The following is an 18,914-nucleotide window of genomic DNA, read 5'->3' on the forward strand; positions in this document are numbered from 1 at the left end:
GCCTGTCTGTAATGACGGCTTAAACAGCCCAGGCTTTATCACCTTTTTTGTAGGGGATGCAGCCTTCGTACTTACCAGGTACCGGCACATAGCGCAATGCCTGGGTAGCGCCTTCCTTGGACGTGAAATAACCCAGCAGGGTCAGTTCCTTCAGGTACTGGAAGTAATGGGTAGGATCGCCTTCTTTCTTGTCTTTCCGTTTGTTGTACTCCACCCGCTCTTTATCGATCTGGGTGAGTAATTCGGTACGCTGCTCAGGGGTAATGTCCATAAAGTTCTTTTTGAACTGTTTCTGACTGGCAGCATCAATTTTCTTCAGGCCATCGAGGAATACCTCCTGGTCACTTTTTTTGTAGCAATCGTTCATCATCACTACAATGAAATCGTCAACCTTGGCGGCTTTGGCACCAGGTGTACTGGTGGTGGGTATGATGGTTTCCGCTATTTCAGCCAGTAACGCTTTGGTTTCAGGCTTGTGCAAATCATAGTTTTTCGGTGCGGAACCGGTGCAGCTTTCTAATGCTGATAACGTGGAAGCGGAAATGGCAGTCCCCAACAAAATCGCCACATTCCTGATTGCGTCTCTTCTGTGCATAAATAGTATATTGATTTGACCTTTGGACAAGTTTCAAAAAAAAAATCTAAAAAACAAATAGAATAATGATGAAATACGCGTGATAGATACCGAATCGTTGAAAAAAACGAAGATCCGGGCAATTTATTATATGCCCGGATCTTCGTTTTATTTTTACCAGTGGTCAGGATAGCCCCGGCCTACATAATATACTTGCCCCTGTCGTCTACCATTACGACCGGCAGACGGTGGTGTTTCTCAAAATAATCGTACGCACTCCGCAGCTCTGTCCAGAACTGTTTGGAGGAGTTGTCGGTCAGGGAGAAGTTGCCCAGGTACTCCAGTGACCGGCTGTTACCGAATTTTACCGGGAATACGTGTACGGGAATAAAGTCCTGGCCGGCGTTCTTGGCGTTTACGGCCAGAATGTACACCTCATCGATGAATTCGTTGGTCAGCGGTATACAGCCCACGGTGATACAATCGCCATGGATGTAGATTTCGCCGCCCGGTTTTTTCGGATCGCTCAGGATGCGGTCAGAAAAATTAGGGTAGTTGATACCCAGCGACAAGTGATAGTTGCTGTTTGGGTTGAAGTCGTTGATATAATAGAACCCTTCCGGTACCTGGCGGTCGCCTTCTTTTCTTTTAGGCCCCATTTTACCCGACAGGGTACACACCCGGTACGATTTAAACAGGCGGAACGTATCGGCCACACTGTTCTTTACCCAAATTTCCATTTCACTGTCCAGCTTGAAAGAGCGGACGAAAATGTATTTGGCGGGATAAGTAAGGCCTTTTTTCTCAAATTCCTTCTTTAGTAGTTCTTCTTTTTCCCGGTACGCCTCCCCTACTTTAGGGAACATTTTCTGGTTATCCAGGAAAGACTGTTGAGCTGAAAGGGTTCCTACCCCCAACAACAACATAGTCAAAACAACAAGTCGCTTCATATCAGATTTTCACAAAATTTTAAGAATTACACCAGATTTATGTAAGCAAGATAAAACAATAAGAATGACAAAATGAAATATATCACCATACTTACTTTTCTGTTGGCTATCTTCAGTATATAGTGCTTGTGCCCCTGATAGATCAATATCGCCGTAAATGCCTGAAAAATCCCACCTAATAAAAACAGTACGCCAAACAGTGTTTGTATGCTCATAAAAAAAACGAAACAGTTAATATGAATATTGTACTGTAAAGTTACGCGAATATTGTTATCCTCAGAGTTTTGTCCATTCCAGTTTAACAGTTCCTTCGTCCATACCATTGCGGAATGTGCCGCGTACCGGGTACCTGCTGGCGTTGTAGGCGTAGCTATAGGTATGGGTGTAAGTACGGGAGGAATAGGCAGTACTGATGCTTTCGGACAGTACGTTATGGGCTGAGAGGTTGGCAGGTGTCACATCCATCAGGTAAGCCAGTTCCGGGCAGAGCTGTTGCGGGTTCTGCTGGCGGTCGTAGGTGTAGGTGACGGTGGAGGTGAGGTTAAAGCGGTTTTGGCCGGGCTGTTTGCCGTAGTTGTCCATCCGGGCCACATTACCTTCCTTGTCCCAGGTGTACTGCTGATAGCCGGATACTTCAGTTTTAGCCGGCTGTACGGCCAGATGATAGCGGGCGCTGATTTTCCCGTCGGCGTTGTATACGAGGGAGTCTACAGTATATAGCACATTGTTCCGGTAGTAGCTGATCGTTTGCAATTGACTGCTGCCGGGCATGTAGCTGAAAGTCGCGTTCAGGTCGCCGGTGAGGGCCGTGGCATCGTCTGTGGAGAGTGCCCTGACGAGGCGGCCGTTTTCATATACCGGCAGCTGTATGTCCTGCCAGGTGGTACCGTCTTCTGCCTGATGTACCTGGATGATTTTCCGGAGCGTTTTATCCGGGTTGTACTCCAGCGACGTGTTGCCTGCCGGGGAGGATATTTTGTGCAGATAAGTGCCTCCGGGCGTGTCTTTGTCTGCCCGGAAAGCTGTTGCAAAGGCCATTGATGTTAACAACAAGGCACAGGTAGCCCATTGGGCTTTGGCATAATGTAGCATAGGTGTATATATTTAAAAAATTATCTATCTAAATATTTTAAAATATTATATATACAAATAGGGAAAAAAGCCAGGAATATGGTTTTTATTTAAAGCATTGATTTTTCACCGGTATATCTACGGAAAACAACACAGAATGGTTTTAGTGAAGATAATAAATATATATTATGATTTGTAACATATATTTTGTTTTTATAATAATTTCAGAAGATATAAATACAGTGGCTGATTATAATTGATGAGTTTGCTATAGACAACAGAAGCCACATTTTGTCGCCTGGAAGATGCATCAAGCGTTCCACCCTGCTCTGGGGAAATAAAAAAACCGCACTGTGTTTCCACAGTGCGGCGCAGGCGTTGTTTCTGTTTTAGCCTTCAGCAATATAGCAGGCTTGCGATGGAGGTTGTAACCAAAGCCGGGTTTCTATCTTAACAATTATAAATTACCGCGCAGGGCCTGTTCTCTTTCGATGGACTCAAACAGTGCCTTGAAATTTCCTTTACCGAAAGACTGGGCACCTTTACGCTGTATGATTTCAAAAAATACGGTTGGACGGTCCTGGATAGGCTTTGTAAAAATCTGCAGCAGATAGCCTTCATCATCGCGGTCAACCAGGATACCGAGCTTACGCAGCGGTTCTATAGACTCATCGATGGTACCTACTCTTTCCAGCAATGTATCATAATAGGAACCAGGAACGGTCAGAAACTCCACGCCGCGGCCCTGCAGGTCGGAAACGGTCTGAATGATGTCGTTGGTAGCGATGGCAACGTGTTGCACGCCAGGGCCACCATAGAAATCCAGGTACTCTTCGATCTGGGATTTTTTCTTCCCTTCAGCAGGTTCGTTGATCGGGAATTTCACACGGCCGTTACCGTTACTCATTACTTTACTCATGAGTGCTGAGTATTCGGTGGAGATATCGCTGTCATCGAAGGAGATCAGGTTTTTGAAGCCCATGGTGCGCTCATAGAAAGACACCCAGGTATTCATTTCGTTCCAGCCTACGTTGCCCACGCAGTGGTCTACATATTGCAAACCGGTATCGGTAGGGTTATAGGCGGTTTTCCACTCCTTGTAACCTGGCAGGAAAGGGCCATTATAATTTTTTCGTTCAATGAACAGGTGTACGGTATCGCCGTAAGTCTGGATACCGCTGCGCACTACTTCGCCGAATTCATCTTTTTCCACTACTGGCTCCAGGTAAGGAGTAGCGCCACGTTTAACGGTTTCTTCAAAAGCAGAACGGGCATCGTCTACCCAGAGCGCCAGTACCTTTACACCGTCGCCGTGTTTGGCCACATGGCGTGCAATATCGCCATCGGGCAACAGGGAGGTGGTCAGTACGAAGCGAAGTTTGTTTTGTACCAGCACATAGGAAGCCCGGTCTTTCACGCCGGTTTCAGGGCCGGCGTAGGCCACTGACTGAAAACCGAAAGCGGTCTTATAATAGTGTGCGGCCTGTTTTGCGTTTCCTACGTAAAACTCAACGTAATCAGTACCGTTCAATGGCAGAAAATCCTGCCCAGTCAGGTTGGAAGCGTTTGCTACTGCGGTTTCCATAATTCAGTGTTTTAGATTTTTGTTGTTTAAGTTGTTTTGGTGTGTATCTGTTGATTGTTTTGCTGTTGTATTTTATTCTGCCCAGCTCATCACATAACCGCCGTCTTCAATGCCCAGTGCCGCCTCGGTGATTTGCAGGGGATGGAAAGTGTCTACCATTACCGCCAGTTCTTTGGTTTCTTTGGCGCCAATGCTTTTCTCCACCGCTCCGGGATGCGGGCCATGCGGTATACCGGCAGGATGCAGTGTGATCATGCCACGGGTGACGTGTTTGCGGCTCATAAAGTCACCGTCCACATAGTAGAGCACTTCATCGCTGTCAATGTTGCTGTGATTGTAGGGAGCCGGTATGGCCTGCGGATGATAATCGAACAGACGCGGACAGAAAGAGCACACTACGAAATTGTTGCCTTCAAATGTCTGATGTACCGGCGGTGGCTGGTGTACCCTGCCTGTGATAGGTTCAAAATCATGAATAGAGAAAGCGAAAGGATATTCACAACCATCCCATCCCACTACATCAAAAGGATGATGTTTATAATGAATGGGATAGATCACCCCTTTCTTTTTTATGTTGATCAGGAAGTCTCCCTCCTGGTCTATTGTTTCCAGATTTTTAGGCTGCCTGATGTCGCGCTCACAATAGGGTGCATGTTCCAGCAGCTGTCCGTATTTGCTGAGATACCGCTTTGGATAACGCATAGGGCTAAACGATTCCACGATAAAAAGGCGGTTGTTTTCCGTAGCGAAACTGATCTGGTAAATGGTGCCGCGGGGAATCACCAGGTAGTCGCCATAGCCGAATTCCAGTTGACCGTATTGTGTTCTCAGCAATCCGCTTCCTTCGTGCACAAAAATCATTTCATCCGCATCGGCATTTTTGTAAAAGTAGGCTTCCATGCTTTTACGTGGCGCGGCCAGTACGATATGCAGGTCATTGTTTACCAGTACGGCTTTGCGGCTTTTCAGGAAATCATCTTCCGGCTGGATATTAAAGCCCTGAAAGCTGCGGTGTTTCAGCATTTTCTCTTCCGCCACTTTCGGCGCCACCACATAGGGCTCATCCACTTTCACGATTTCAGTAGGCGGATGGCAGTGGTACAGCAGGCTGGAATGGGAAGAAAAACCCTCTGTAGAAAACAATTGTTCCGAATACAGTCCCCCGTCCGGTTTGCGGAACTGGGTATGCCGTTTATGTGGGATTTGTCCTAGTTGATGATAATGTGGCATAACGCGTTATTGATTAAAAGACTGTTTTGGTGTATGTAATATTGAATTGGTGTATGACGCTAAAAAATCTGTTGTATTGGATATTATCACGCAGCACAATAAAGGCTGATGCTAAAAGACAAATTGCCAGGTAAAACGATGTGCGCACATGCAGCAACAGCGATAAGAAAGCCATTACAAAGTTACGCGATATAAACAGGAAAAGCAGCCGGAAGGGGCTGTTTCGGAAGGGTTATGCCAGAGCCGAATCCATGGCGAGGGTGGCCATGAGAAAGTAGTAGTTAAGCTGACTGTTGCTTGTATATTTCAGTGAAACGGACAAGTGGCAAATAATTTAGTCAGCTAAAGTTAAGGATATTTTATTTCCTTCCAAGTAAAATATTGTTTTAGCAGGAAAATACTAGCACCTAAAACCGTACACTTTGTTTTTTTGGCCATTACCTTGTCATTCTTATAAAAACTATCTTAGTGTTCTTTAGCATATATATCATGAAATACTTATTGTTATTGTTTCTGTTGCCCTTTACTGTTTTGGCACAATCAAAAGGCCCCAACCAGCCGTTGAGCATCCCTAAAAGCTATAAAAAAGTGGCTGAGGCCACAGGCGATCTTGACAAGGACGGCAAGGATGAACAGGTGATGATCTATGACACGGAACCGGACAAGGAAGATAATTTTAAAAGGATATTATATATCTGCCGGGTCACTGACGGAGGATTAAGTCTCTGGAGACAAAAAGTGCTGGCTGTGCTGCCCGCCCATTCCATGCCACAGTACACCGAGGTAAAAGACCTGGCCATCAATCGCAATACGATAGTGCTCAAACAGGAAGAGTACCCCGGTGGCAGGAACCTCACACAATACACCCATATCTTCCGCTTCCAGCAAAACGACTGGTACCTGATCGGTTCCAGGGTCGCGATGAACACGAACTGCTGGGGCGCACAGATCTTCGAGATCAATTTTTCCACCGGTGACGTGGTGGTATCCGTTGTTCCCGACGGCGGCTGTGACGAAGAGAACAGTACCCAGCCAAAGAAAAGCCGCCAGCAATACAAACATACGTTTACCACCCTTCCTCTGCTGGATAAATTTGAATTAGGGGAAAACCAGCTGCATATTCCGGGATGCAAGGAGACGATTTATTATTGAGTCCCCAGGGCTGAAGCCCTGGGCGACGATTTGTTTCAGTTTATCAGCCGCATTCCGCTCGTTATTCTCCATCTCTTTTTATCGAAGATTATTTGTCATACGAACTATGACAAATAAAACATCATTTAGTGGCTCATTTTTAGCCATATTTGTCACATAATTGTCTTTAAAATATTCATTCTGACATCCAAACAGATCCTAAGCCAGGATATTCCAATTAAAAAAAACGCAGTATATCGTACAAAAATTCATGTTAAATGTATTTTTTTAAATAAAAACTAATTAAACACTTATTATTTAGAATATTCATAAATATCCCCACTACCCTTTTATTTACCGGTAGAATTCCAGACTTTTGTTACACAATCGTCATAATAGTGCAAGCAATCGCTACATATCACCTCTCCTCCGCCACTCCCTCCTCCCAGGGGGAATGCCTGAGCACTATTATTACGACCACCATTACAACCCCGGCGCGGGGTTAGTTTTCACATATCATCCAGCGACCACACCCGTGGTAACAACCGGAAACCCGGAATATCCATTCGTATAAATTTTATTCACTATGCAAGTACTTAAGTTTGGCGGTACTTCCGTTGGAAGCGCCAAAGCCATAGACCAGGTTTGTCAGATCCTCAAAAAACACAAGCCGGCAGGCCGTTATGCGATCGTTGTATCGGCATTGGGCGGCACTACGGACAAGCTTATACGTTGCGGACAGCTGGCCGGTGAAGGTCAGGAACAATACAAGTCCGTATTACAGGAAATAGAAAACAGGCACCTGGACACTATCCGCGAATTGTTCCCTATCACTGCGCAAAGCAGCATGATCAGCCAACTGAAGAAAAAACTCAACGCCCTTGAAAACCTGTGTGACGGCATCTTCCAGGTAGGTGAGCTAAGCGCCCGCTCGCTCGACAAAATCATGAGCTACGGCGAACTGATCTCCTGCGTGATCGTGGCGGAAAAGCTCAGGCAGCAAGGCTTCTCTGCTACCTGCAAAGACAGCCGGGAACTGATTGTAACCGATAACAACTATGGCCACGCCACTGTTAACTTCCACGCTACCAACCACCTGATCACAGAATATTTTGCGCAGCATCCGGCAGACTATTTCGTACTTCCCGGCTTTGTGGCCGCCGCCGCCGATGGCGACACTACCACCCTGGGCCGCGGCGGTTCCGACTATACCGCCGCTATCATCGCCGCAGCTGTAAACGCAGACCTGCTCGACATCTGGACAGATGTAAGCGGCATGATGACTGCCGATCCCCGGCTGGTGTCCCAGGCCCTTCCCATTGCCCACATCTCTTATGAAGAAGCCATGGAGCTGTCACACTTCGGCGCCAAAGTAATTTATCCGCCCACCATACAACCGGTGATGGATAAACGAATTCCCATCTGGATCAAAAACACCTTTGCCCCGGAAGACTATGGCACCCTGATACAGGACACAGAAGAGCGTTCTTTCCCGGTGACCGGCATCTCCGGCATTCAACATATATCCCTGCTCACCCTTGAAGGGAGTGGCATGGTCGGCATTCCCGGCTTCTCTAAAAGACTGTTTGAAGCGCTCCTACAGGAACGCATCAACGTTATTTTCATTACCCAGAGCTCTTCCGAGCACTCTATCACCGTGGGCATACACGAAGCTGATATGCTAAAAGCCAAAACAGCGGTAGACAGTGAATTTGCCCAGGAGATACACGACAAACGCATCGATCCGTTGCAGGTGGAAAAAGACCTCTGCATCGTGGCAGTGGTGGGCGACAAAATGAAAAACCACCATGGCACCAGCGGCAAGCTGTTCGGCACCCTCGGCCGCAACGGCGTCAACGTCAGGGCTATCGCCCAGGGCTCTACGGAGAAAAACATCTCCGCCGTGATCAATAAAGCAGATCTCAAAAAAGCGCTCAACCTGATACATGAAGCGTTTTTCGAAGCACCGCTCAAACAGGTCAACCTGTTCGTGGCCGGCGTAGGCAATGTAGGCAGTAAATTACTGGAACAGCTGCAGCAACAACAGCATTACCTGCAGGAAGAACTGGGATTACAAATAAGAGTGGCCGGTATGGCCAACAGCAAAAACGCCCTGTTCAGCGAATATGGCATCGGCCTTCACGACTGGAAAAACCAGCTGACACAAGGCGACGCCATGGACCTGGCCTCCTTTGTGGAACGCATCAAAGCCATGAACCTGCGTAACAGCGTTTTCGTAGACAACACCGCCAGCGCCGATGTGGCCGCCGTGTACCATGAGTTCCTGCAACATGGCATTTCCGTGGTCACCTGCAACAAAATCGCCTGTTCATCGGACTATGCCTATTACAAAAAGCTGAAAGACCTGGCCCGTAAATACAACGCTTCCTTCCTCTTTGAAACCAATGTGGGCGCAGGCCTCCCCGTTATTAATACCCTCAATGACCTTGTAAGGAGCGGTGACAGGGTACAGAGCATTGAAGCGGTGCTTTCCGGCAGCCTGAACTTCGTATTTAACCACTTTGTGAACGGCAACAGTTTCCGCAGCGTAGTAAAAGCAGCACAGGACGAAGGTTATACTGAGCCCGATCCACGTATTGACCTCAGCGGCAAAGATGTAATGCGAAAAATCCTGATACTGGCACGAGAGAGTGGCGCCGCTATCGAAATGGACGATATCACCAACCATTCCTTCCTGCCCGAAGCCTGCCTGGACGCCCCGTCCGTAGCTGATTTCTATGAAACGCTGGACGAACATGCGGACCATTTCCAGCAGTTGTACCACGAAGCGGCCAGTGCCGGCAAGAGGCTGAAGTTCGTGGCCCGCTATGCCGATGGCCAGGCATCCGTAGGCCTGCAATGTGTGGCGCCCGACCATCCTTTCTACAAACTGGAAGGCAAAGACAACATCGTGCTTTACACCACCAACCGGTACCAGGAACAACCGCTGATTGTAAAAGGCGCCGGGGCCGGCGCAGACGTGACCGCCTCCGGAATTTTCGCAGACATTATCCGGTCGGCCCGTTTATGACGACCTGTTAAATCTCTGTAACCTCGTTGCATAAGCAACACCGAATGATTAAATTAATGAACGCAACCCTTCCCATATGGACAGTATAAAAGTATTCGCCCCCGGCACTGTTGCCAATGTAGCCTGCGGCTTCGATGTCATCGGTCTTGCCATGGACGCGCCCGGCGATGAGATGATCCTTCGCCGCACCAGTGCCCCCGGCATCCGCATCAAAGCCGTACACGGCGCCGACCTGCCCGTTGACCCGGCTAAAAACGTAGCCAGCGTGGCGGTTCAGGCATTGCTGCAAAAATATGACCATCCCGATACCGGTATTGAAATAGAGATATTCAAACATATCCACCCCGGCAGCGGCATCGGCTCCAGCGCCGCCAGCAGCGCCGGTGCCGTCGTGGCGGCCAACCACCTGCTGGGTGAACCGTTCACCAAAAAACAACTGGTGCGCTTCGCCATGGAAGGAGAAAGACTGGCCTGTGGCTCCGCGCATGCCGACAACGTGGCGCCGGCCATCCTCGGCGGATTCACGCTCGTACGCAGCTACCGCCCGCTGGACATCACTACCCTGCATACGCCCGCAGAATTGTGGGTGACTGTTATCCATCCGCAGATAGAAGTCAAAACCTCCGATGCCCGCGAAATACTCAAACAGAAAGTGCTAATGACAGACGCCATCCGCCAGTGGGGCAACGTAGGCGCCATGGTAGCCGCGCTCTACCAGGAAGACTATGACCTCATCAGCCGTTCACTGGAAGATGTTATCGTGGAACCGGTACGCTCTATCCTCATTCCCGCTTTCCAGGAACTGAAGCTCAAATGCAAGGAAGCCGGCGCACTCGGTGGCGGCATCTCCGGCTCAGGGCCGTCCGTGTTCATGCTCAGCAAAGGCGAAGCCAACGCTCGCAAGGTCGCGGACACGATGAACAACGTATATGCGCCACTGGGAGTGGACTACAAAATATACGTGTCTCGCATCAACACCGCCGGCGTTAAAATCATTGACTAATTTTTCACCAATCCAAATCGCATGCAGTATTATAGTTTACAGGACGCACAGCACAAAGCATCATTCGAAACTGCCGTTATACAAGGTATTGCGCCAGACAAAGGATTATACTTTCCCGCGCAGATTCCTTCACTCGACCCGGAATTTATTAGTCAGCTGCATACCTATACGGACCAGGAGATCGGCTATGAAGTGATCCGTCCGTTTATCGGCGATGAGATACCGGAAGCCGCACTGAAAAAGATTGTGAACGACACACTGCATTTCCCTTTTCCGATACAAAAGGTCACCGGTCACACTTACGCCCTGGAGCTTTTTCACGGCCCCACCCTCGCCTTTAAAGACGTAGGCGCCCGCTTCATGGCTGGTTGCCTTGGGTACTTCCGGCGCAGCAGCAGCCGGCCGGTCACCGTGCTGGTAGCCACTTCCGGCGACACCGGCGGCGCCGTGGCCAGTGGTTTTTATAATGTTCCCGGCGTGGATGTGGTCATCCTCTACCCTTCCAAAAAAGTAAGCACCTTACAGGAAAAACAACTGACCACCCTCGGCGGCAACATCCGCGCACTGGAGGTACAGGGCACTTTCGATGACTGCCAGCGCATGGTGAAAAGCGCTTTCCTGGATGCAGACATACAGTCGCACCGGCAGCTTACCTCCGCCAATTCCATCAACGTGGCCCGCTGGCTGCCGCAGATGTTTTATTATTTCCTGGCCTACAAACAGATGAAAGCCGCTCATCCGCGGCTGGTATTCGCCGTGCCCAGCGGCAACTTCGGTAATATCTGCGCCGGCATGATGGCCGCCGCCATCGGGCTGCCGGTATCTCATTTTGTTGCCGCCACCAACGTCAATGATACCGTGCCCCGATTCATGCAAAACGGCCGGTACGAACCGGGCAAAGCGGTACCTACCCTGTCCAACGCCATGGACGTGGCCGACCCCAGCAATTTCGTACGGGTATTACAGTTATTTGGCAACAGCCTGCCGGCACTAAAGGAAAAATTTACCGCTTACGCATACACGGACAAAGACACTGCCCGCACCATGGAGCAGGTTTGGAAAGAACACCATTATATGCTGGACCCTCACGGCGCCGTGGGTTATCTGGGCCTGCAGCAGTTTCTTGCTGATGCACCTGAGCTGACCGGCGTATTCCTGGAAACAGCACACCCGGTGAAGTTTGAAGACACCGCGCCCAAAGCCGTGCGTGACGAAATTCACACACCGCCCCGCGTGATGTCGCTCTATGGCAGGGAAAAAAACGCCACGCTCCTGCCGGCAGATTACGACGCGTTCAAAAACTGGTTAATGCGCTAAGGATTTCTTAGTTTTGGCGGCGTATGAAATATCTACCTATCCTGGTGGCCATGGCTGGCGCCGTGGCCTGCAACAATGACCACAAAAAGCCCGAACAGCAGGCTGGCGCCGACTCCGTGCTGTACAGCGACATTATCCGGCCGGTAACTGACTCTATCCAACATTTCCCGGACCAGGACGCGCTGTATTACCGCCGCGCATTACTGCTGTTCAATACAAATCCGAACCTTGCGCAGGCCGACTTTGAAAAAGCAGCCAGCCTGAAGCCGGCCAATCCCGACTATTGGGCAGGCGCCGGAGAAGCGGCACTGCTGGAGAGCCACTACGACAAAGCAGAGCTTTATTTCAGGAAAGCGTTGGCTAACGCCCCCACCTATACGTATCTTCAGTACAAGCTGGCCACCGCCATGCTGGAGAACAAACATACCACACAGGCAGACAGTCTGGCCAACGTGCTGGCCGGCACCGCCGAAGGAAGGGACAAAGCTTTCTACCTGAAAGCCCGTATGGCAGAAGACCGTCATGACACTACGGCCGCCATTGAACATTTGAAGGCAGCCGTAGCCGCCGCCGGCCCGCATGCAGAATACGAAGCCGTGATGGAACTGGCCGACTTGCTGCGTGCCCGCAAAACTCCGGAAGCCGTGCGTTACTATACAGCAGCGTGGCATCAGGACTCGCTCAATGCAGCTCCCCTCTATGATGCCGGACAGGTACAGGAAGAAATGGGCGACACCAACGCCGCCATGAACACCTACCGGAAATGTATCGTGGCAGATCCGGGGTTTGCCCCCGCTTACATGGCGATGGGCAATATCCATAGTAGCAGGAACCAATGGAAAGAAGCATACAATTTCTATAATCTGGCAGCCAAGGCCGCTCCTACCGATGCACAGGCCTACTATCAGCGGGCCCGCTGCCAGGAACAGCTGGGCAATAAAAAAGAGGCGATAGACGATTATGCAAAAGCAGCGTCTTTCCGGAAAGATTTTAAAGAAGCAAAAGAAGCCATGCAACGGCTGAGCCGCTAAGCGGGCCAGCCGCGTTTATGTCCTTCGCAATGCTTACATTTAGCATATAAAACTGATTACTATTGGAAAACGCTCCTGTAATGATAGCGCCGTCCTTACTGGCGGCCAATTTCCTTGAACTGGGGAAAGAAGTGGAAATGGTGAACCGCAGCGAAGCTGACTGGTTTCACCTGGATGTAATGGATGGCCGTTTTGTGCCCAATATCAGCTACGGTCTGCCGGTGATCGCGCAGATCAAAAAGGTGGCGCGCAAACCGTGCGACGTACACCTGATGATTGAAGAACCGGAAAAATATGCCGCTGAATTCAAAAAAGCCGGCGCAGATATCCTTACAGTACATGCAGAAGCCTGCATACACCTGCACCGCAACATCCAGCAGATAAAAAGCCTGGGCATGAAAGCCGGTGTGGCCCTCAATCCGCATACGCCGGCAGTGGTGCTGGAAAATGTGATACGTGATATAGATGTGGTGTTGGTGATGAGCGTTAATCCGGGTTTCGGCGGACAAACATTCATTGAACAAACCTATCAGAAAATAAGGCAGGTACGGCAACTGATCAAAGACAATCAGGCAACAGCCCTGATAGAAGTGGATGGGGGTATCAGTATAGAAAATGCCGGCCAGCTGGTGCAGGCAGGCGCCAACGTGCTGGTGGCAGGCAGCTCCATTTTTGCTTCAGCAGATCCCGAAAAAACAATAGCAGCACTTAAGCAGAGAGGTGGTCAATAATCTCTTTGGACAGGGGTTTGGTAAGATAGCCATTTACCACCGGATAGTGACGGACACGCTCTTTGTCTTTCTCATCAATGGAAGAAGTCAGCACGAAGATGCGGATTTGTTTGGGCAGTTGGTCATGGAAAACACTGTATTCGTCCAGAAACTCCCAGCCATCCATAATCGGCATATTGAGGTCCAGCAGAATAAGGTCGGGCAGCTCCTCCACCATATCTGCATGCTGCCGGATATGGTCCAATACATCCTGCGCATCTGAAAACACCCTGATATTGGTGCATATCCCCTGCCGTTCTATCATGATTTTAGCAATTTGCTGGTGAATTGGGTCGTCGTCTACTATAAAAATCATATTGATCAGCTTCATAAAAGGGATTATTCCGGCCTAAATGTAATAATAAATTTGGTTCCTTGTCCCGGCCTGCTTTCCGCCTTTATACTTCCACCCATTGCCTCCACCTGTGTTTTGGTGATAAACAACCCGATGCCTTTCGCATCCTTGTTACGGTGAAAGGTTTTCCGGAAGCCAAACAGCTTGTTACCGAAACGTTCCATATCGATACCGATGCCATTGTCCTGCACCGTGAGCACGATGTAATCGTTCTCCCTAAATGTCTGTAGATGCAGCTCAGGCTCCCGTTCGGGTGAACGGTAACGGATCGCATTGGTAATGAAGTTCTGCAGGATACTGTCGAGATACACCCGCGGATACTCTATTTGCGGCGCCTGCTCAAAATCATAGGTAATTTTGATGTTACTGGTTTCAATATCTACCAACAGAATATCTTTCACTTTTTGTACCCGCTCCGCGAACAACAGTTTTTCTTTCTCCACATTCACGTCTTTCCGTATCTGCACCACCTCTACCAGGTCGTTGAGTGTTTCATCTATTTTTTTGATCACCTCATGCAACATGCCCAGGTACAATTCTCTTTCCTGCTGGGACGAGGCTTCGTTATGCATCTGCATCAGCGCGCGCAGGTTGGCGATGGGCGCACGCAGGTTATGGGAAGTGATATGGGCGAAGTCTTCCAGTTGTTTGTTCTGGTTGACCAGGTTTTTGTTAAGGTTAGACAGCTGATCGTTGGCTTTGCGCAGGTCTTTCTGCATTTTGCGGCTTTCCGTGATGTCGCGCATGAAGACCGAGATACCGCCGTCCTCCATGGGCGTTAGGAGGAAGTCGTACCATTTGTCCGGTTTAGGGAAATAAATACCGAAAGATTGTGATTGTTGCTGCTGAATGCATTCCTGCAGGCGTGCGTAAAACACGGTGCCCGACAGTTTGGGGAACACTTCGAAAATATTGCTGCCCATCTCCACTTTCTGGCCGATCATTTTTTCGGCTTTCTGATTGAGGAAATTGAGCTTGCCATCTTTCTCCATGGCAGCGTAGCCCATGTCTACCGTGTCGAAGAAAAGGCGCATCAGTTCCGTGTTGCGGGTCAACGCCTCCCTGATGGCCGATTGTTCCGTTACGTCCTGCACTACGCCGAACAGGCGTGTATGCCTGCCGTTATCATATCCGGGCTGGCCGATACAACGCACTCTTTTCGTTTGCTGTTTGGCAGAGATGATAGTCAACTGCGCATCGAACGGTTTGCCGGTCTCAATACATTGTTTTACGAGCCCTTCCAATACCGGCTGGGATTCCGGCGAGAAAAAGCTCATTGCTGTGCGGTAGTTGACCGGCGTATCCGGTTCCACATCGTGTATTTTATAGGATTCGTAAGACCAGCGGACTTCTTCTGTGTCGAGGTCCATTTCCCATCCGCCGATTTTTCCTATTTCGCCTGTTTGCAGCAGGAATTCCTGGTTTTTAATATTCTCCAGTTCCTGTACTTTCTTATCGGTGATATCGTTTACCAGCGCAACCACGATCATCTCTTTGTCCACCGGTTCAATTACCGGGAAGACGGTGAGGTCGAAGTATACTTCGCGGCCGACGGTGGTCCAGCGTTCATCCTGGCTGAAATCTATTTTCTTTTCCACGCGCAGCGGTTTCCCTTCTTCGAGTGCCCGGAGGAACAGTTTGTCCAGTTCAAAACGGGTGGCCAGGTCATCGTTCATGACGTTGAAGTTGCGGCGGGCCGCGGGGTGCGGGGAGTTAAAGAAAAATCTTTGTGTTTGATTGATGCGGCGGATAAAGCCGAAGTTGTCAAACTGGATATAGCCGATGGGTAGATTTTCGATGATATTGTCGAGCAGTCTTTCGCTTTTCTGGAGGCTGATTTCTGCTACCTTTTTCTCCGTGATGTCATCAAGGATGAGGAAGTAGTTGGCCATTCTGCTGTGGCGGTCTGTCACCGGGAAGATAGTGGCTTCATAATACAGCGGAAAGAGGCGGGTAACGTTACCATAGTTTTTTTCCGCGTAGTTGAGGAGGATTTCGCGTTTCAGTGTTTTGCCTGTATCGCGGGCCTCTTCAAACATGCGGGCGAGGCCGTTGAGGCGATAGAACGGGTCTTGCAGCCATTTATATTCCGGATTATTAAGGAAGGCGTGTTGCGGCCCCCATATCTGGCGCTGGCGGCTGTTCATCTCCACGCAGGTGCCGTCCGGTTCGAACTGTTGGAGGCCGACGGGGAGGTTTTCGAGTATCTGGCGGAAATATTGTTCGTCTTCCATGACCCGGAGTTCGGGCAGTTTACGGTCGGTGATGTCGAGGCCTACAAGGAGGCATTCCTGCAGGCGTCCATCGTTGCCCATTACCGGATAGATAGCTGATTCCAGCCACAGCTGGGTGTTCCCATCATGCAGCAGAAAGCAGATTTGCTCTTGTATGGATTGTCCGGTCTGTAGTTGTTGCCAGATCCGGACCCACTGTTTTTCATCGGCGGGCAAGAGCAGTTCCCTGAAATAGCGTCCGGTGGTGAGTTCCGGTGGTTGCTGCAAAGCGTTGGCCATTCGCGGGTTCAGGGTAGTAATGCATTCAGCGGCATCCAGATTCACAGACAATGCGCAGGCATTGATGGCAGCTTCCAAATGCTGCAGATGCCGGTAATGCTGTTCCAGCATAACGTCCTTCATTTAATTACTAGCGGGATTCTAAGATCGTTGTGTATTTAAGCTCAAAATAGACATTATATGACAAAAAAGCGCCATTACAATACTAAAAGGTACAACTTCCGGCATGATTTTCCGTGTTTTTCAAGACGGACTATTTACCGGTAGTGCCTGTTGTTCAGGGAATTATCCACCAGTTGTGGATTTTCAGTTTTCAGATTTTGTTGATTGATCAATATCTTTGCGTTCATTTTCCGGCAGAGCCGGAGCTACAAATAAAGTAAAATAAAATATCAATTAATGAAGTTCTGATTATTAGGGGAACCTGAGCGTGAAAAGTGGAAGCGTTTCAAGCAAAATGATTACAGAATTTAGTGATTGCTTAACAATACTGCTCTCCAGGTTGTCTTTAAATTCCTATATTAGGAGTGAGAATTTTGAATAATTTCCCGGACTTTAAATCGTTGAATCATTGACTGAATCCATTATTAACTTAGACAGTATTAATCCCATTGAGTTTTTCGGTGTTAACAACGGAAAACTGGATTTGCTGAAGAAAAAATTCCCGCTGTTGAAGATCCTGTCCAGGGGTACCCAGTTAAAATTGAGTGGGGCACCGGAAGAAGTGGCCACGGCGGAGGAAAAAATCAGTCAAATCGTAAAATATCTCGAACGTAACGGTAATCTGACAGAGAATTACTTTGAGCAGATCCTGGGGGATGAAGAGGGAACGGCAGTTGATCATTTCAGTGACCGTAACCCTAACGAGGTGCTGGTATTTGGTCCGAATGCCCGTACAGTACGGGCCCGTACAGCCAACCAGAAAAAAATGGTCGCACTGGCGGACAAAAATGACATTGTATTTGCCATAGGGCCGGCAGGTACGGGTAAAACCTACACGGCGGTGGCGCTGGCGGTACGTGCATTAAAAAACAAAGCTGTTAAAAAAATCATTCTTACCCGTCCGGCGGTGGAAGCAGGTGAAAGCCTGGGGTTCCTGCCCGGCGACCTGAAAGAAAAAATTGATCCTTATCTGCGGCCATTGTATGATGCGCTGGACGATATGATCCCGGCAGAAAAGCTGAGCTACTATATGACCAACCGTGTCATAGAAATAGCGCCGCTGGCTTATATGCGCGGCCGTACCCTGGATAATTCCTTTATTATCCTTGACGAAGCGCAAAACGCCACCGACCTGCAGATCAAAATGTTCCTGACACGTATCGGTGCCTCCGCCAAAGCTATCATCACCGGCGACCTCACCCAGATCGACCTGCCGAAGAACCAGAAATCGGGCCTTGAAAAAGCCACCCGTATCCTGCGTAATATCGACGGAATCGGGTCTGTAGAGCTGGATGAAGAAGACGTGGTGCGCCACCGCCTGGTGAAGGCCATTATCCGGGCGTATGACGCAGATAAAGAGAGAGAAGGATAATTGACGAATTTTTTCATTTAGTCATTTATAAATTGAAAGGCTTGAATTATTACGCCTTAATTTATAAATGACTAAATGAAAAATTTTTTGAATATTAACGCTTTTTTAACGGTCTTTGCAGTAAGTTACCTGGTTTTTTAAGGGGATAATTCAGTTCGGAAGCCTGTGATTCAGCATTGCGGTGATAGTACTTTGCAGATTTGAATGTTTAACCCTATTTTTGTTCTGATATAATAATTATCGACCGCATGACCAATTATCGTCGAATTCTGACACTGGCAGTGATGGGATTGATGCTGCTGAGCAGCTGTAAGAAACGGGCCACCCCTCAAGAGGTAGCGCTGGCGTTTATGCACGCTATACAGGATTCGAACTTCGACCAGGCCAGAGATTATGCCACCAAAGAGTCTCAACAGGTAATACAGATTTACTCGATTTTTGACGGCCGCCGCAGCGATGCGGAAAGGGAAAAAATCCGGAAGGCCAAAATAGAAGTCGTTGGCGTGGAAGAAAACGGCAACAAAGCTTCCGTGACCATCCAGAACTCCTCGGCCAACCAGCAGGAAATCCTGCAACTGGTAAAGGAAAGCGGTCAATGGAAAATTTCACTGACATTTGAAAGTATCATACCTAACTATATTCCCCCGGCCAGCCAGGGCCTGGACTCCACTACTGTACTAACGCCGGACACCACTGCCGGCGGCATGGGAGTTCCTGCAGTTAAATGATTTTTGCCGCTTTCCACGCTTTTTTGCGTAAGAAAGGGATAATTTTTAGCTATTAACCATCAGTTGCCTTAATTTTGCCGATGCATGAATG

General features: G+C 48.9%; 15 protein-coding genes. 8 read left to right on the top strand and 7 right to left on the bottom strand.

Features of this window, described 5'->3' with window-relative positions; translation table 11 throughout:
• Positions 1-19: 19 nt before the first annotated feature.
• From HGH92_RS01275 to HGH92_RS01295, 5 genes are all read right to left on the bottom strand, one after another.
• On the bottom strand, positions 20-595 hold the full coding sequence (locus HGH92_RS01275) for a gluconate 2-dehydrogenase subunit 3 family protein (protein ID WP_168868959.1): 576 nt from the start codon (positions 593-595) through the stop codon (positions 20-22).
• Positions 596-774: 179 nt separating this feature from the next.
• Positions 775-1,524 carry a murein L,D-transpeptidase family protein gene (locus HGH92_RS01280; protein ID WP_168868960.1) on the bottom strand — a complete coding sequence of 250 codons (750 nt, stop codon included), beginning with the start codon at positions 1,522-1,524 and terminating at the stop codon, positions 775-777.
• A gap of 276 nt (positions 1,525-1,800) precedes the next feature.
• Positions 1,801-2,616, bottom strand: coding sequence for a hypothetical protein (locus HGH92_RS01285; protein ID WP_168868961.1), 816 nt, complete (start codon positions 2,614-2,616; stop codon positions 1,801-1,803).
• A gap of 436 nt (positions 2,617-3,052) precedes the next feature.
• Complete coding sequence (hppD, locus tag HGH92_RS01290) at positions 3,053-4,180, bottom strand: 4-hydroxyphenylpyruvate dioxygenase (RefSeq protein ID WP_168868962.1); 1,128 nt, start codon at positions 4,178-4,180, stop codon at positions 3,053-3,055.
• A 72-nt stretch (positions 4,181-4,252) separates the two neighbouring features.
• Entirely contained in the window at positions 4,253-5,410 is a 1,158-nt protein-coding gene (locus HGH92_RS01295) for a homogentisate 1,2-dioxygenase (protein ID WP_168868963.1), read from the bottom strand.
• A gap of 489 nt (positions 5,411-5,899) precedes the next feature.
• On the opposite strand from HGH92_RS01295, the gene HGH92_RS01300 reads away from it, so the two are divergent.
• From HGH92_RS01300 to rpe, 6 genes are all read left to right on the top strand, one after another.
• Positions 5,900-6,562 carry a hypothetical protein gene (locus HGH92_RS01300; RefSeq protein WP_168868964.1) on the top strand — a complete coding sequence of 221 codons (663 nt, stop codon included), beginning with the start codon at positions 5,900-5,902 and terminating at the stop codon, positions 6,560-6,562.
• Positions 6,563-7,127: 565 nt separating this feature from the next.
• Positions 7,128-9,572, top strand: a complete 2,445-nt coding sequence (gene thrA / locus HGH92_RS01305) for a bifunctional aspartate kinase/homoserine dehydrogenase I (protein ID WP_168868965.1) — start codon at positions 7,128-7,130, stop codon at positions 9,570-9,572.
• A 76-nt stretch (positions 9,573-9,648) separates the two neighbouring features.
• Positions 9,649-10,575 carry a homoserine kinase gene (locus HGH92_RS01310; RefSeq protein ID WP_168868966.1) on the top strand — a complete coding sequence of 309 codons (927 nt, stop codon included), beginning with the start codon at positions 9,649-9,651 and terminating at the stop codon, positions 10,573-10,575.
• Positions 10,576-10,596: 21 nt separating this feature from the next.
• Entirely contained in the window at positions 10,597-11,892 is a 1,296-nt protein-coding gene (gene thrC / locus HGH92_RS01315; protein ID WP_168868967.1) for a threonine synthase, read from the top strand.
• A 23-nt stretch (positions 11,893-11,915) separates the two neighbouring features.
• Positions 11,916-12,923, top strand: a complete 1,008-nt coding sequence (locus HGH92_RS01320) for a tetratricopeptide repeat protein (protein WP_168868968.1) — start codon at positions 11,916-11,918, stop codon at positions 12,921-12,923.
• Positions 12,924-12,985: 62 nt separating this feature from the next.
• Complete coding sequence (gene rpe, locus HGH92_RS01325) at positions 12,986-13,654, top strand: ribulose-phosphate 3-epimerase (protein WP_262888714.1); 669 nt, start codon at positions 12,986-12,988, stop codon at positions 13,652-13,654.
• Here the strand turns inward: rpe and HGH92_RS01330 are convergent.
• Entirely contained in the window at positions 13,632-14,024 is a 393-nt protein-coding gene (locus HGH92_RS01330; RefSeq protein WP_168868969.1) for a response regulator, read from the bottom strand. The two genes, rpe and HGH92_RS01330, sit on opposite strands and share 23 nt — an antisense overlap.
• A gap of 8 nt (positions 14,025-14,032) precedes the next feature.
• A complete protein-coding gene (locus tag HGH92_RS01335) occupies positions 14,033-16,684 on the bottom strand; it encodes a PAS domain-containing sensor histidine kinase (RefSeq protein ID WP_168868970.1) in 2,652 nt (883 codons plus the stop codon).
• 448 nt (positions 16,685-17,132) lie between these two features.
• Here HGH92_RS01335 and HGH92_RS01340 point away from each other — a divergent pair, with 448 nt between their 5' ends.
• Entirely contained in the window at positions 17,133-18,095 is a 963-nt protein-coding gene (locus HGH92_RS01340) for a PhoH family protein (RefSeq protein ID WP_168868971.1), read from the top strand.
• Positions 18,096-18,343: 248 nt separating this feature from the next.
• On the top strand, positions 18,344-18,823 hold the full coding sequence (locus HGH92_RS01345) for a DUF4878 domain-containing protein (RefSeq protein WP_168868972.1): 480 nt from the start codon (positions 18,344-18,346) through the stop codon (positions 18,821-18,823).
• Positions 18,824-18,914 lie beyond the last annotated feature (91 nt).

Origin of the sequence: Chitinophaga varians (genome assembly GCF_012641275.1) — a bacterium.
GTDB classification, from domain to species: domain Bacteria; phylum Bacteroidota; class Bacteroidia; order Chitinophagales; family Chitinophagaceae; genus Chitinophaga; species Chitinophaga varians_A.

Coding starts and splice junctions, on each gene's coding strand:
- thrC (WP_168868967.1), top strand. CDS start 10,597: ATGCAGTATTATAGTTTACAGGACGCACAGCACAAAGCATCATTCGAA.
- HGH92_RS01320 (WP_168868968.1), top strand. CDS start 11,916: ATGAAATATCTACCTATCCTGGTGGCCATGGCTGGCGCCGTGGCCTGC.
- HGH92_RS01330 (WP_168868969.1), bottom strand. CDS start 14,024: ATGAAGCTGATCAATATGATTTTTATAGTAGACGACGACCCAATTCAC.
- thrA (WP_168868965.1), top strand. CDS start 7,128: ATGCAAGTACTTAAGTTTGGCGGTACTTCCGTTGGAAGCGCCAAAGCC.
- HGH92_RS01295 (WP_168868963.1), bottom strand. CDS start 5,410: ATGCCACATTATCATCAACTAGGACAAATCCCACATAAACGGCATACC.
- HGH92_RS01285 (WP_168868961.1), bottom strand. CDS start 2,616: ATGCTACATTATGCCAAAGCCCAATGGGCTACCTGTGCCTTGTTGTTA.
- HGH92_RS01310 (WP_168868966.1), top strand. CDS start 9,649: ATGGACAGTATAAAAGTATTCGCCCCCGGCACTGTTGCCAATGTAGCC.
- HGH92_RS01280 (WP_168868960.1), bottom strand. CDS start 1,524: ATGAAGCGACTTGTTGTTTTGACTATGTTGTTGTTGGGGGTAGGAACC.
- HGH92_RS01335 (WP_168868970.1), bottom strand. CDS start 16,684: ATGAAGGACGTTATGCTGGAACAGCATTACCGGCATCTGCAGCATTTG.
- HGH92_RS01300 (WP_168868964.1), top strand. CDS start 5,900: ATGAAATACTTATTGTTATTGTTTCTGTTGCCCTTTACTGTTTTGGCA.
- HGH92_RS01345 (WP_168868972.1), top strand. CDS start 18,344: ATGACCAATTATCGTCGAATTCTGACACTGGCAGTGATGGGATTGATG.
- HGH92_RS01275 (WP_168868959.1), bottom strand. CDS start 595: ATGCACAGAAGAGACGCAATCAGGAATGTGGCGATTTTGTTGGGGACT.
- hppD (WP_168868962.1), bottom strand. CDS start 4,180: ATGGAAACCGCAGTAGCAAACGCTTCCAACCTGACTGGGCAGGATTTT.